The 14,483-nt window shown below is 65.0% G+C and carries 11 protein-coding genes; 5 read left to right on the top strand and 6 right to left on the bottom strand.

Features of this window, described 5'->3' with window-relative positions:
• Nucleotides 1-63: 63 nt before the first annotated feature.
• The 5 genes from XI09_RS35660 to cnbZ all read left to right on the top strand — a co-directional run bounded on the left by XI09_RS35660 (nt 64) and on the right by cnbZ (nt 8,290).
• Nucleotides 64-3,159 (top strand): MexW/MexI family multidrug efflux RND transporter permease subunit, encoded by a 3,096-nt coding sequence (locus XI09_RS35660; RefSeq protein ID WP_271571053.1) that lies wholly within the window; start codon nt 64-66, stop codon nt 3,157-3,159.
• Between the two features lie 162 nt (nt 3,160-3,321).
• On the top strand, nt 3,322-5,904 hold the full coding sequence (locus XI09_RS35655) for a sensor histidine kinase (RefSeq protein WP_271571052.1): 2,583 nt from the start codon (nt 3,322-3,324) through the stop codon (nt 5,902-5,904).
• A complete protein-coding gene (locus XI09_RS35650; protein ID WP_018648152.1) occupies nt 5,901-6,290 on the top strand; it encodes a response regulator in 390 nt (129 codons plus the stop codon). The genes XI09_RS35655 and XI09_RS35650 overlap by 4 nt, the downstream gene beginning before the upstream one ends.
• A complete protein-coding gene (locus XI09_RS35645; protein ID WP_271571051.1) occupies nt 6,287-7,534 on the top strand; it encodes an adenylate/guanylate cyclase domain-containing protein in 1,248 nt (415 codons plus the stop codon). Before XI09_RS35650 ends, XI09_RS35645 begins: the two co-directional genes overlap by 4 nt.
• A gap of 9 nt (nt 7,535-7,543) precedes the next feature.
• Nucleotides 7,544-8,290 carry a 2-amino-5-chloromuconate deaminase CnbZ gene (gene cnbZ, locus XI09_RS35640; protein WP_271571050.1) on the top strand — a complete coding sequence of 249 codons (747 nt, stop codon included), beginning with the start codon at nt 7,544-7,546 and terminating at the stop codon, nt 8,288-8,290.
• On the opposite strand, the gene XI09_RS35635 is transcribed toward cnbZ, so the two are convergent.
• From XI09_RS35635 to XI09_RS35610, 6 genes are read right to left on the bottom strand one after another with little or no spacing between them, the layout of a single operon-like run.
• The gene (locus XI09_RS35635; protein ID WP_271571049.1) at nt 8,287-9,171 is read right to left on the bottom strand and encodes an ABC transporter permease; all 885 of its coding nucleotides are present in this window, start codon (nt 9,169-9,171) and stop codon (nt 8,287-8,289) included. The genes cnbZ and XI09_RS35635 overlap by 4 nt on opposite strands.
• Nucleotides 9,172-9,175: 4 nt before the next feature.
• Entirely contained in the window at nt 9,176-10,117 is a 942-nt protein-coding gene (locus XI09_RS35630) for an ABC transporter permease (protein WP_027543964.1), read from the bottom strand.
• A 31-nt stretch (nt 10,118-10,148) separates the two neighbouring features.
• Complete coding sequence (locus tag XI09_RS35625) at nt 10,149-11,660, bottom strand: ABC transporter substrate-binding protein (RefSeq protein ID WP_271571048.1); 1,512 nt, start codon at nt 11,658-11,660, stop codon at nt 10,149-10,151.
• Between the two features lie 23 nt (nt 11,661-11,683).
• Nucleotides 11,684-12,784: an ABC transporter ATP-binding protein gene (locus XI09_RS35620; RefSeq protein WP_271571047.1), complete on the bottom strand. Its 1,101-nt coding sequence runs from the start codon at nt 12,782-12,784 to the stop codon at nt 11,684-11,686.
• Nucleotides 12,784-13,773, bottom strand: coding sequence for an ABC transporter ATP-binding protein (locus XI09_RS35615; protein ID WP_271571046.1), 990 nt, complete (start codon nt 13,771-13,773; stop codon nt 12,784-12,786). The genes XI09_RS35620 and XI09_RS35615 overlap by 1 nt, the downstream gene beginning before the upstream one ends.
• Entirely contained in the window at nt 13,770-14,480 is a 711-nt protein-coding gene (locus XI09_RS35610; protein ID WP_271571045.1) for a DUF1028 domain-containing protein, read from the bottom strand. The genes XI09_RS35615 and XI09_RS35610 overlap by 4 nt, the downstream gene beginning before the upstream one ends.
• Between the last annotated feature and the right edge of the window lie 3 nt (nt 14,481-14,483).

The following is a 14,483-nucleotide window of genomic DNA, read 5'->3' as shown; positions in this document are numbered from 1 at the left end:
CCCTCAAGTGATCCGGCTCGGCCGGATCACTTTTCTTGAGATAAAGAAATCGAGATCGCCGCGATGGCCTTTACCGATATTTTCATCAAGCGCCCGGTTCTGTCGGTCGTCGTCAGCCTTCTGATCCTGCTGATCGGCCTGCGCGCAGCGATGGTGCTGCCGATCCGGCAATATCCGAAACTGTCGAACACGGTCATCAACATCACGACCGTCTATCCCGGCGCGTCCGCGGACCTGATCCAGGGCTTCATCACCACGCCGATCGAGCAGGCGGTCGCCTCCGCCGAGGGTGTCGACTACATCACCTCGTCCTCCGTGCTGGGCACCTCGACGATCCAGGTCTACATCAAGCTGAACTTCGATCCGAACCAGGCGCTCACCGAGGTGCTGGCCAAGACGAACTCGGTCAAATACCTGATCCCGAAGGAATCCAACGACCCGATCGTCACCAAGACCACGGGTCAGACCACGGCCGTGATGTATCTCGGCTTCTCGTCCGAGGAACTGTCAGGCTCGGCGATCTCGGATTACCTGACGCGCGTGGTGCAGCCGGTGCTGTCGACCGTCGATGGCGTGGCTTCCGCCGATATTCTCGGCGGCCAGACCTTCGCGATGCGGCTGTGGCTCGATCCCGTGAAGATGGCCGGCCGCAACGTGTCGCCGGCCGACGTCTCGGCCGCGATCGCCGCCAACAACTTTCAGTCTGCGGCGGGCCAGACCAAGGGTTACCTGATCGTCTCGAACGTCTCGACGAACACGGGCCTGACCGACGTCAACCAGTTCAGGAAGATGATCGTCAAGGCCAAGGACGGCGGCTTCGTGCGGATGGAGGACATCGCCACCGTCGAGCTCGCAGCCCAGAGCACGGACGCCAGCGTCGCCTTCAACGGCGAGCATGCGATCTTCATCGGTGTGCAGGCAACGCCGCAAGGCAATCCGCTGACGCTGGTCAAGGGCGTGCGCGCGCTGTTCCCCGAGCTCGAACGCAATCTGCCGCCGTCGATGAAGATGAAGGTCGCCTACGACTCGACCAAATTCATCCAGTCCTCGATCGACGAGGTGGAGAAGACGCTGGGCGAAGCCGTGATCATCGTGATCGTGGTGATCTTCCTGTTCCTGGCCTCGCTCCGCTCGGTCATCATTCCCGTCGTCACCATTCCGCTGTCGATGATCGGCGTCTGCACGCTGATGCTGGCTTTCGGCTTCAGCTTCAACCTCTTGACGCTGCTGGCGATGGTGCTTGCGATCGGCCTCGTGGTCGACGACGCTATCGTGGTGGTGGAGAACATCCACCGCCATCTTGAAGAAGGGAAGACGCCTGTCCAGGCATCGCTGCAAGGCGCGCGTGAAATCGTCGGTCCCGTGGTCTCGATGACGATCACGCTCGCGGCCGTGTACGCGCCGATCGGCTTCCTCGGCGGTCTCACCGGTTCGCTGTTCCGCGAGTTCGCCTTCACGCTCGCGGGCTCGGTGATCGTGTCAGGCGTGATCGCGCTGACGCTATCGCCGATGATGTGCTCGGTGCTGCTGAAGAATACCGAAGAGGGCCGCTTCGCCAAGGCCGTCAACAAGGTGTTCGGCGCCCTGACGCGCTGGTATGGGCGCAGGCTCGACCGCTCGCTCGACTACAAGGCCATCACCGGTCTGTTCGCAGTGACGATCCTCGGGCTGGTCGGCTTCCTCTACATGCACACGTCGAAAGAACTGGCGCCGGAGGAAGACCAGGGCATCGTGTTCGCGGTGACCAAGGCGCCGAAATACGCCAACATCGACTATGTCGATTTCTACGGCGAGAAGCTCGACGAGAAATTCCAGAAATTCCCGGAGACCGATCTGCGCTTCGTGCTGAACGGCATCAACGGTCCGCAGGGCGGCATCGCCGGCATGCTGCTGAAGCCGTGGGAGGAGCGCAAGCGCTCGTCGATCCAGTTGAAGCCCCTGGTGCAGGCCGAGCTCTCCAAGATAGAGGGCGTGCAGGCCTTCGCCTTCAACCTGCCGCCGTTGCCCGGCGGACCCGGCGGCCTGCCGGTGCAGATGGTGATCAACTCCACCGCCGGATTCCAGACGGTCTATGAGCAGATGGAGAAGCTGAAGGACGCCGCGCGCAAGAGCGGCATGTTCATCGTGTCCGACAGCGACCTCGCCTATAACCAGCCGAACGTGCAGGTCACGATCGACCGCACCAAGGCCCAGGATCTCGGCGTCAACATGCAGAACCTCGGCAGTACGCTCGCGGTGCTGCTCGGCGGCAACTACATCAACCGCTTCAATCTCGAGGGTCGCTCCTACCAGGTGATTCCGCAGGTGCCCCGGGGCAAGCGGCTCTCGCCGGAATCGCTCGGCGGCTACTATGTGACGACCAATACCGGCCAGCAGCTTCCGCTGTCGACCGTGGTCTCGATCAGGACCAAGACCGACCCGAACTCGCTGACCCACTACAACCAGCTCAATTCGGCGACGTTCTCGGCCGTGCCGATGCCCGGCGTGACCGTTGGTGCTGCGGTCGACTTCCTCGAAAGCGAGGCCAAGAAGCTGCCGCAGGGTTTCAGCCACGACTATCTCGCGGACTCCAGGCAGTATGTGCAGGAAGGCAACCAGCTCGCGATCACCTTCGGCTTCGCGCTGATCATCATCTTCCTGGTGCTGGCAGCCCAGTTCGAGAGCTTGCGTGACCCGCTGGTGATCATGATCTCGGTGCCGATGGCGATCGTCGGCGCGCTGATCCCGCTGTTCTTCGGCGTCGCGACCATGAACATCTACACCCAGGTCGGTCTGCTCACCCTGGTCGGCCTGATCACCAAGCACGGCATCCTGATGGTGGAGTTCGCCAATGAGCTCCAGGTCAACGAGCGGCTCGACCGCCGCTCGGCCATCGAGATGTCGGCCCGCATCCGCCTGCGGCCGATCCTGATGACCACGGCCGCGATGGTGACGGGTCTGATCCCGCTCCTGACCGCGACCGGTGCGGGCGCCGCCAGCCGCTTCTCGATCGGTCTGGTCGTCGTTGCCGGCATGTCGATCGGCACGCTGTTCACGCTGTTCGTGCTGCCCGCGGTCTACGTGGTGCTGGCGACCGACCATCGCGCGGCGGCCGATTCCGAGCGGAACAAGCAGGTCAACGAGCTCGACCTCGGCGCCAAGGCGCTGCGGCCGACCTGAGGCCGCAACGCAAGCTGGTCCCAAGGGCGGCAGCGGCCAATCCGCTGCCGCCCTTTTTCGTTGTACCCGCCGGCGCTGATGCGGTGGTCACCGCGGCCGTCGGCGGGCCCTTTGCCGCGCTCGCGAGAGACAAGGTCGCGTCTTCTTGCTAGGTTCCGCGGGATGAGCCTCTCCCTCCATCCCGACACCCCGCAAGCCAGGACGTTGCCGAGCGCGGCCCCGGATGGGGCCGTGGCCGGCGAGGCGGTGGGGCGAGGGATCAGGATCCGGCTGTTCACCAAATACGTCGCGCTGTTCGTGGCCGTCGTCGCCGTCGCGCTGCTCGCCAACGGGCTGTTCGAAGTCTTCTTCTATTATCGTGAGCACAAGGCCTCGCTGATCCGGGTCCAGCACGAGCAGGCCGAGGCGGCGGCTGCCAAGATCGGCCAGTTTGTCAAGGAGATCGAGAGCCAGCTCGGCTGGACCACGCAGCTGCCGTGGTCGGCGGGCTCGATCGAGCAACGCCGGTTCGACGCGCTGCGGCTGCTGCGCCAGGTGCCAGGGATCACCGAGCTCGCCCAGGTGGATTCGAGCGGCAAGGAGCGGTTGCGGGTCTCGCGGCTGGCGATGGACGCGATCGACAGCGGGATCGACCTGTCGGCCGACCCAAAGTTCACCGAGGCGGTCGCGCACAAGGTCTATTACGGGCCGGTCTATTTCCGCAGGGACTCCGAGCCCTACATGACGCTGGCGCTGGCCGGCGCGCGCAAGGATGCCGGCGTCAGCATCGCGGAGGTCAATCTGAAGCTGATCTGGGACGTCGTCTCCCAGATCAAGGTCGGCGAGCACGGAGACGCCTACGTGGTCGGGCCGGAGGGGCGCCTGATCGCGCATCCGGATATCAGCCTGGTCCTGCGCAACACCGATATGTCGGACCTCGCGCAGGTCCGCGCCGCGCAGGCCGGAGGCGGCACGATGTCCGATCCGCTTCCCGAAGCGCGCAATATCCAGGGGCAGAAGGTGCTGACCGCATCGGCCCCGATCGAGCCGCTGCACTGGACCATGTTCGTCGAGCTGCCGGTCGAGGAGGCCTATGCCGCGCTCTATGCCTCGCTGCAACGGCTTGCGATCGTGCTGCTCGCGGCGTCGATCTTCGCGGTGCTTGCGGGGATATTCCTCGCGCGCCGCATGGTGGGACCGATCCAGGCGCTGCGCAGCGGCGCCGAGCGGATCGGGGGCGGCGATTTCTCCCAGCGCATTGCGATCAAGACCGGCGACGAGCTCGAAGGGCTCGCCGACCAGTTCAACGACATGGGCGCGCGCTTGCAGGAATCCTATGCCGACCTTGAAAACAAGGTCGAGCAGCGGACCGCGGAATTGAGCGAGTCGTTGCAGCAGCAGACGGCGACCGCCGATGTGCTGAAAGTGATCAGCCGTTCGGCGTTCGACCTGCAAACCGTGCTGAACACCCTTGTCGGCTCTGCGGCGCGCTTGTGTGACGCGGACGAAGGCACGATCTTTCGGCCTAGCGATGGCGTCTTCTATTTGGCGGCAAGCTGCGGGCTCGACGCGGAGCAAGAAAACAAGCTTCGGACATTCGCTTCCGTACCCGAACGGGGAAGTGTGGTCGGGCGTACGCTGCTCGACGCCAAAACGGTTCATGTCCCGGATGTGCAGGCCGACCCGGAATATGCACCCTCGTCCGCTCGAAGGCGTTCAAACGTGCGTACGATGCTTGGTGTGCCTCTGCTTCGAGAGGGGGCGCCAATCGGCGTGTTTGTCCTGACGCGGCATATGGTGCGGCCCTTTAGCGACAAGCAAATCGAACTCGCCACCACATTTGCAGATCAGGCGCTCATCGCGATCGAGAATGTCCGATTGTTCGAGGAGGTCCAGGAACGCACCAGAGAGCTGTCGCGGTCCCTCGATGATCTGCGCGCCGCACAGGATCGCCTGATCCAGACCGAGAAGCTCGCCTCCCTCGGCCAGCTCACGGCGGGGATCGCCCACGAGATCAAGAACCCGCTCAATTTCGTCAACAACTTCTCGTCGGTTTCGACCGAGCTGATCGACGAGCTCAACGAGGTGCTCGAAGCGGCAAAGCTCGATGGCAAGACCAAGGCGGAGGTCGACGAGCTGACCGGCATGCTCAGGGGTAATCTCGAGAAGGTGGTGCAGCACGGCAAGCGCGCCGATTCCATCGTCAGGAACATGCTGGTGCATTCGCGCCAGGGTTCCGGCGAGCATCGCCCCGTCGATATCAATGCGGTCGTGGAGGAGAGCCTCAATCTCGCCTATCACGGCGCGCGCGCCGAGCGGCCCGCCTTCAACGTCACGCTCCAGCGCGCGTTCGACCCCGCCGCCGGCCTGGTCGACATCTATCCGCAGGAGATCACGCGCGTCTTCCTCAACCTGATCTCGAACGGCTTCTACGCTGCGGCCAAGCGCAAGGAAAGCACGGCGGAAGGTTTTGAGCCGATCGTGAGCGCCGCAACCAGGAGCCTCGGCGACAAGGTCGAGATCCGGATCCGCGACAACGGCACCGGGATTCCGCCCGAGGTGAAGGAGAAACTATTCAATCCGTTCTTCACGACCAAGCCGGCCGGTGAGGGCACCGGGCTCGGCCTGTCCATGAGCCATGACATCGTCGTGAAGCAGCACGGCGGCACGATCGACGTGAAGACCGAGCCCGGTGTATTCACCGAATTCATCATCACGCTGCCGCGCACGATGGCAGCGGGCGACACTGCCGGAGGCAAGACTTGAACGTTTATATCCTGGTCGTCGATGACGAGCCCGACGTCGAACCGCTGTTCAGGCAGCACTTCCGGCGCGACCTGCGCGCCGGCCGCTTCCAGATGGAGTTTGCTCCCTCTGCGGCCGATGCGCTGAGGCGTGCCGCCGAGGTTCGCGATCCTTCGCTGATCCTGATTCTGTCGGACATCAACATGCCCGGCATGAGCGGGCTCGACCTGCTGCCGAAGGTGCGCGCCGACTATCCGCACGTTCCCGTCATCATGATCACCGCCTATGGCGACGCCGAGACACGCAGAAAGGCGATCGAGCGAGGCGCCCACGGGCTCCTCACCAAGCCGATCGACTTTGCGCTGCTGCGCCAGGAGATCGACACGAGGCTCGAGCAAGCCGCATGACTGCGACCATCCTCTTCGTCGACGACGAGCCGGACCTCGAGGCGCTGATCCTGCAAAAGTTCCGCAGGCAGATTCGCGATGGGCTGCTCACCCTCATGTTTGCCCGCGACGGCCTCGAGGCGCTGGAGGCGCTGGAGCAGAATCCGCATGTCGATATGGTGGTCTCCGACATCAACATGCCGCGGATGGACGGGCTATCGCTGCTGGCAAAGCTCCAGGAGGCCGAGGACAAGAAGTCGACCATCATCGTCTCCGCCTATGGCGACATGAGCAACATCCGCATCGCCATGAACCGCGGCGCGTTCGACTTCCTGACCAAGCCGATCGACTTCGCCGATCTGGAGGCCACGATCCAGAAGACCATCGGCCACGTGGAGATGCTGCGCGAGGTGCAGCGGCGCCAGATGGAAGCCGAGCGCGCCCATGCCTCGCTGTCGCGTTTCTTCTCGCCGGAGATCGCAAGGCGCCTGGCTGCGGATGTCGAAGGCGGCATGGAGGTGCAGTGGCGCGATGTCGCCACCCTCTTCACCGACATTACCGGCTTCACCTCGCTGGTCGAGAGCGCGGCGCCCCAGACGCTCGGCGAGCTCCTCAACGAATATGTCGGCGGCATGACCGAGATCGTCTTCGCGCATGAGGGGACGGTGGCCAAGATCATCGGCGATGCGATTCAGGTGCTGTTCAACGCGCCCGGCGACCAGCCGGACTATGCGACGCGCGCGGTTGCCTGTGCCCATGATCTGGACGCCTGGGCGGAGGACTTCTCCGCGCGCTGGAGGGCGCGAGGCGTGAATTTCGGGACGACCCGGATCGGTGCCCATGCCGGGCCGGCGCTGGTCGGCAATTTCGGCGGCAACCGCTTCTTCGACTACACCGCCTATGGCGACTCCATCAACATCGCGGCGCGGCTGGAAGCCGCCAACAAGCATCTCGGCACCCGCATCTGCGTCAGCTCCAGCGTCGCCGGGGCGGCCGAGAATTTTCAGGGCCGTCCCGTGGGCGAGCTGATGCTGCGCGGGCGCAGTGAGCCGCTGCGTGCGTTCGAACCGCTGCCGCGGGCCAAATTCGAAGCGCCGGTGACGGCGCTCTATTCCGAGGCTTTTGCCAAGATGGAGGCCGGCGATGCCGCCGCCATGCCGGCCTTTGCTGCGCTGGTCGGGATGCACGCCGACGATCCGCTGGCCGGTTTTCACCTGAAGCGCCTGCTCAACGGCGCCAAGGGCATTCGCATGCAACTGGAATAGGAGTCCGTCATGACGCGTGAATTCTCCGCCGGCAATTATCGTTTCATTCCGTCCGTGTTCCAGTATTCGGCCGGCGCGGCCGCGGACGAGGGCTATGAGATCGAGCGCGTCCGTTTCGATCGCCTGCTGCCGCTGGCCGAGGGCTTTGCGCTGGCGGCGAAGTTCATCCAGGAGGCCGGGCGTCCGCTGACCGCGTTCTGCGCCTGCGAGCTGCGCTCGCCGGCGGCCTTCAGCGAGGAAGGCTTTCGTGCGTTCAACCTGCACTATGTGAAGACGCTGTCCGAATGGGGCATCTTCGACGGCACCACCAATCCGGTGGCGCGCAGCAACGTCTGTCCCGAGATCGATCCGCCGTCCGAGCCGTCGTTCTACGCGTTCTCCTTCACGCGCCCGACGCGGTCGAAGGCCCCGAGCTTCGTGATCGCCGGCGGTGCCGAAGCGCGCGAGGGCAGCGGCACTTATGTCGAACGCACGGTGCGCTACCGCGACCTCAGCCCGGAGGGGCTGCGCGAGAAGGTGCGGTTCACCACCACCTCGCAGATGGAAAGCCGGATGGCGGCCTTCGGCTTCGGCTGGAAGGACACCACCGGCGTGCAAGCCTATTCCGTGCACGACTTCCACCATGCGCTGGTGGGCGAACTGGTCCGCCGCGGCGCATTGCGCTCCGGCCTGACCTGGCACTATGCCCGCCCGCCGGTGGTCGACCTCGAGTACGAGATGGATTGCCGCCGCGTGATGCGCGAGGTGGTGATCTAGCGCTGGCGCGGGTCGAGCGCGTCGCGCAGGCCGTCGCCGAGCAGGTTCAGCGACAGCACCACGAGGAAGATCGCGAGCCCCGGCCAGATTGCCATCCATGGTGCCTGGGTCAGGAAGCGTTGCGCCGCGTTGAGCATGCTGCCCCAGGACGGTGCGGGCGGCTGCTGGCCGAGGCCAAGGAACGAGAGGGCCGCCTCGGCGATGATGGCGGCGGCGATCGACAGCGTCGCCTGCACCAGCAGCGCCGGCAGGATGTTGGGCAGGATGTGCGAGAATGCGATCCGCCAGCCGGGGTTGCCGAGGGCGCGCGCGGCCTCGACATAGTCCTCGGCCTTCACGCTCAGCACCTGGCCGCGGGTCAGGCGGACGAAGATCGGGGTGGCCGAGATGCCGATCGCGATCATCGCATTGCCGAGGCTCGGACCGAGAAACGCGGCTAGCGCGATCGCCAGGATCAGGAACGGGCAGGCCAGCATCGCATCCGTGATCCGGCTGATCAGCGCATCGACAAATCCGCCGCGATAGCCGGCAAGCAGGCCGAGCGGTACGCCGACGCCGAGCGCGATCGCGACCGAGATCAGGCCCGCGAGCAGGGAGGCGCGCGCGCCGTAGACGATGCGGCTGAGGATGTCGCGGCCGAGCTCGTCGGTGCCGAACCAGTGCGCCGCGGTCGGCGGCTTGCGTACCAGGCTCCAGCTCGTCGCGATGGGATCATAGGGCACGACGACCGGCGCAAGGGCTGCAAGCGCGATGAACATCGTGATCACGACGAGCCCGAACACCGCCGCCTTGCGCTTGAACAGCCGCCGCCGCGCGCGGCGCGCCGGGCTGTCCAGCTCATGGGCTTGCGTGACGGGGCTGGGCAAGGCTGCGTCGGTCATGGCGCTAGCCCCGCAGCCGCGGATTGACGAGGATATAGGCGACGTCGGCAACGAGGTTCAGCGTGATGTAGACCGTGGCCGTCACCAGCACCACGCCCTGCACCACCGCATAGTCGCGGTTGAAGACGGCGTCCACGATCAGCTTGCCGAAGCCGGGAATGGAGAAGATCTGCTCCGTCAGCACGGCGCCCGACAACAGCGTGCCTAGCTCGAGCGCGCCGAGCGTGATGATCGGCGTGAGCGCATTGCGCATCGCGTGCTTGAGGATGACGGAGCGCTCCGACAACCCCTTCGCGCGTGCCGTGCGGACATAGTCGCTCTCCAGCACCTGGAGCATGGCGCTGCGGGTATGCCGCATCAGGATCGCGGAAATCGCGTTGCCGAGCACGAAGGCGGGCATGATGGTGGCGGCCAGGCTCGCGCGCCAGTTCTCGGTGAGAGGCACGTAGCCCGAGGCCGGCAGCCAGCCGAGCTCGATCGAGAACAGGAAAATCAGCAGGATCCCGAGCCAGAAATTCGGCGTCGAGATGCCCCACAGCGCAAACAGGTTCGCGCCATAGTCCCACGCCGTGCCCTTCTTCACCGCGGAGACGATGCCGGCGGGAATGCCGATGAAAAACGCGATCAGGATCGCCATCGAGCCGAGCTGGAGCGTCACCGGCAGTTTCTGCGCGATCAGCTCCCGCACCGGCATCTTGTTGCGCAAGGACTCGCCGAAATTGCCGGTGAGGACTCCCTTAAGCCAGTAGACATATTGCACGGGGATCGGCTGATCGAGCTTGTATTGCTGCCGGATCTGCTCGATCGCGGCGGGATCGCGTTCCTCGCCGGCCATCACCAGCGCCGGATCGCCCGGCAGCAATTGCTGGAGCGAAAAGATCAGCACCGACACGAAGAACAGCGTCGGCACGATCTGCGCGATGCGGTGGGCGAGGAACTTCAGCATGGCCCCGCCTGTGTCCCGGGTGATGCCGCGATCACTTGAACTTCAACCCGACCACGCGCACGAGGCCATCAGGCATCTGCTTGTAACCCTGGAGCTTGGTGGTGTGAGCGATCAGGAGCTTACGGTGGTAGATGTAGATGATGGGCAGATCGTCCAGCACGATCTTGGTCAGCTTCTCATAGATTGCCTTGCGTTCGTCGACGTTGGAGGTCGTCCGCCCATCTTCCAGGAGCTTGTCGGCCTCGGGGTTCGAATAGACAGCGTCGTTCTGCGGCGCCTTGCTGCGCATGAAGATGTAGGAATTGCCGTCCGGATCGATGCGTCCGCTCCAGTTGATCTGGAAGATCTGGAACTCGCCGGCCTGGGCCTGTTTGAAGGTGGTGGCGAATTCGACAACGCGGACCTTGATGTCGAAGCCGGCTTCGGCGGCCATCGACTGGACGACCTGCGCCACGGCTTCATTCTCCGCGCCCTTGGGGATCATGTAGTCCACGGTCACCGGCACGGTGACCCCGGCTTCCTTCAACAGCGCCTTCGCCTTGGCGATGTCGCGGCCCCGAACCGGGAATGCCTTCTGATAATAGGGATGCGTCGGGCTGACCCATTGGTTGCCGGGGCTGAATTCGCCGTTGAACACGACCTGGTTGATGGCCTCGCGATCGATCGACAGATCCAGCGCCTGGCGGACCTTGGCCGACTGGCTCAGCGGCCCCTTGGCCTTGTCGTTGCCGATGTTGACGGTGAGGCCGTAATAGCCGAGCTCGGGCGCCGTTGACAACACGAGGCGGGAATCGGCGCGGACGTCCTTGATGTCGGTCGCGAGCACGCGCTCGATCAGGTCCAGCCCGCCGGACTTGAGGTTCGCAAGGCGCACCGTGGCATCGACGATCGGCAGGAACACGACGCGATCGATATGGATGTTGTCCTTGTTCCAGTAGTCGGCGAACTTCTCGAGCACCATGCGATCCTGCTGCACGCGCTCGACGAACTTGTAGGGGCCGGCGCAGACCGGATGCAGGCCGAACTTGTCACCGGCCTCCTTCGCCGCCTTGGGCGAAACCATCATGCCGGAGCGGTCGGTGAGCTGGGCGATCAGCGGTGAGTACGGCGTTTTCAGCACCAGCTTGATGGTCAGGGGATCGACGACGTCGACATGATCGACACTGGCGAGCTCCGACTTCCGGAACGAGGTCGGCAGCGTCATGTGACGCTCGATCGAGAATTTTGCAGCTTCGGCGTCCAGCGGCTCGCCATCATGGAATTTGACGCCTGGCCGGAGCTTGATCGTCATCTCCTTGCCGTCGGCCGACGTCTCGTGGGACAGCGCGAGCTGCGGCACGATGTTGAGCTTCTCGTCGATGTCGAACAGCTTGTCGCAGAACGCGGAGAACACGATGCGGCCGACATAGGTGCGGCCGATGCTGGGATCGAGGATATCAGGGTCTTCGGCGATCCCGATGCGAAGCGTGGGCTGAGCCTGGGCAGTGCCCGCGAGCGACGTCAGCAAGGCCGACGCCAGGATTGTCAAACGCATAAAGCTCATCGCTCTCGACCTCTGTTTCACGGCTATGCGGGGTCCGCCCCCAATGAACTAACCCCGCCGGCGCGTGCTGCTTCCGGACCGCCGCTGAAGGCGGCAACCAATTTTTCAAGAACCGGCGAGAATCCGCCGTCCATGGGGACGATGGCCGCGGAGGACGGCAGTTCCGACGTTCGGTGGCAGGCCGTTGCATGTCCGGTGCCATCCGAGACCAACTGAGGCATTTCGCTGCGGCAGCGGTCCACGACATAGGGACAGCGGGTGTGGAAGCGGCATCCCGGCGGCGGATTCAGCGCGCTGGGGATCTCTCCCTGAAGCACAATCCGGCTGCGCTTTGCCCGCGGTTTAGGCACGGGAATCGCGGACAGCAGCGCGCGGCTATAGGGGTGCCGGGGCGCGGCGAACAGCGCGTCCGCTTCCGCCGTCTCGACGATCTGGCCGAGATTCATCACTGCGACGTGGTCGGCGATGTGCTTGACCACGGCGAGGTCATGCGAGACGAAAATGTAGGCAAGGCCGAGCCGGTCCTGGAGCTCGCGCAGGAGGTTGAGGATCTGCGAGCGGATCGAGACGTCGAGCGCCGAGACCGGCTCGTCGCAGATGATCAGCTTCGGTTCGACCGCGAGCGCGCGGGCAATGGCGATGCGCTGCCGCTGGCCGCCCGAGAATTCGTGCGGATAGCGCCGGGCAAGGCGCGGCTCCAGGCCGACCAGCCGCAAGATTTCCTCGACGCGCTCGCGCCGCCGCGCGGGTGGGACGAGATCGTGCAGCGCCAGCGGCTCGGTCAGGATCTGGCCGACCGTCATGCGCGGATTGAGCGAGGCGTAGGGGTCCTGGAAGATGATCTGCGCTTCGCGGCGGAACGCGCGGAGCGCTCCGGCGTCGAGCGAGAGAAGGTCGCGGCCATCGAAGCGGATCGTGCCTGCATCCGGCTCGATCAGCCGCAGCACCAGGCGGCTGACGGTGGATTTGCCGCAACCGGATTCGCCGACCAGGGCCAGCGTCTTGCCCGCCTCGAGCGAGAAGCTGACGCCATCGACCGCTTTGACATGCGCGAGTGCCCGGCCGAACAGCGAGCGCTCGGCGACGAAATGCTTGACCAAGCCTTCGACCTCGAGAAGCGCCATCACGACACCAGAAGTTCGAGCGGCGCGCGGATGCAGCGCGAGAGGTGACCGGGGCTGATTTCCACGAGCGGCGGCGGCGCCTTGGTGCAGGCGTCCAGCACGAAGGGGCAGCGTGCGGCGAAGCGGCAGCCGACGGGCGGCTGCGCCATGTTCGGGACCATGCCTTCGATCGTCGCAAGCTGCTCGGCACGGTGGTCGAGCCGCGGGATCGAGCCGAGCAGGCCGACGGTGTAGGGATGCTGCGGCGTCGAGAACAACTCATCCACCGGCGCGCGCTCGACGATCTCGCCGGCATACATCACCGCGACCTCGTCGCAGACCTCGGCGACCACGCCGAGATCGTGGGTGATCAGGATGATCGCGGCGCCGCTTGCCGCCTTCAATTCCCGCATCAGCTCGAGGATCTGCGCCTGCAAGGTGACGTCGAGCGCGGTGGTCGGCTCGTCCGCGATCAGGAGGCGGGGGTCGCAGGCCAGCGCCATCGCGATCATCACGCGCTGGCGCATGCCGCCGGAGAGCTTGTGCGGATATTCGTCGACGCGCCGTTCGGGCGAGGGGATATGGACCCGCCGAAGCAGCTCGATCGCGCGGTCGCGTGCGCTGCGCCGCGAGCCGCCACGATGGCGCAGGATCGTCTCGATGATCTGGTCGCCAATGGTGAAGCTCGGGTTGAGCGAGGTCATCGGCTCCTGGAAGATCATTGCGAGCCGGTTGCCGCGCAGGTCGCGCAAGGTCTGATCGGATGTCTTCAGCAGGTCGAAGCCATCGAAGCGGATCGCGCCTGATATCTCCGCGCTTTGCTTCGGCAGCAGGCCCATGATCGCCAGCGATGTCACGCTCTTGCCGCAGCCGGATTCGCCGACGAGGCCGAGCGTCGCGCCATTGGCGACGCTGAGATCGACACTGTCGACCGCATGGGTGACGCGGCCGTCGTCGCCGTGGAAGCGGATACGGAGATCCGTGATCTCGATGAGTGGGCTTGTGCTCATGATCGCCTTGCACGCGCCGCGGCGATGCTGGCGTCGATGACGCTGCGATCGGCGTTGCCAGCCGGGTTCTGCCGTGTCGGCATGGAGTTGCGGAAGTGCACCCAAAGCTCGTGGCTGACGCGTTCGAGCCGTTCCAACTCGCCGAGGGGATCGGGATGATCGTCGGCGCGAATGTCCAGCGCCGGCCATTCCTCCTCGCCGTGGATCAGGAGCGCTGCGGACTGCTTGCCGCGCTTGTCGCCGCCGGCGGCCTCGCCCGCGCGCATCGCCGCGAGCAGGCGGCGCGGAAAGGGCAGGCTGTCATTGGCGATGTAGGTTTTGGCCGTCTCGTCGAGCACGTCAGGGCCAGCAAGCATGTTGCCGGCGATGGAGAAGCCGCTGCCCGCGATGTGGCCGCACCAGTCGACGCAGTCGCGCCCGGTGTGCACAGCAATCTCGCCGCTCGCGTCCATGATGTGAATCTGACGGCTTTCGCGTCCGTCATCGGTCGCGAGCAGGCTGGCGAGCACGTCATGCGCGTTCAGGCCTTCACGCAAGAGCTTGACGCCGTCGATGCCGTAATAGGGATTGACGAAGGCCTGGGTCGCGATCGCGCCGAGGCCGGCGGCGATATAGGGCACGCGCGCGCCGACGGCGAAGAAGCGCGTCGCAACCGCGATGCCGAACTGGCCGGTGGCGGGATCACGTGCGATGATCGACCAGGTCATATT

The organism is Bradyrhizobium sp. CCBAU 11386, assembly GCF_028128955.1.
In the GTDB taxonomy this organism is placed as follows: Bacteria; Pseudomonadota; Alphaproteobacteria; order Rhizobiales; family Xanthobacteraceae; genus Bradyrhizobium.
Note: the sequence above shows the minus strand (reverse complement) of the source record. Positions and strands in the feature narration are given on the sequence as shown.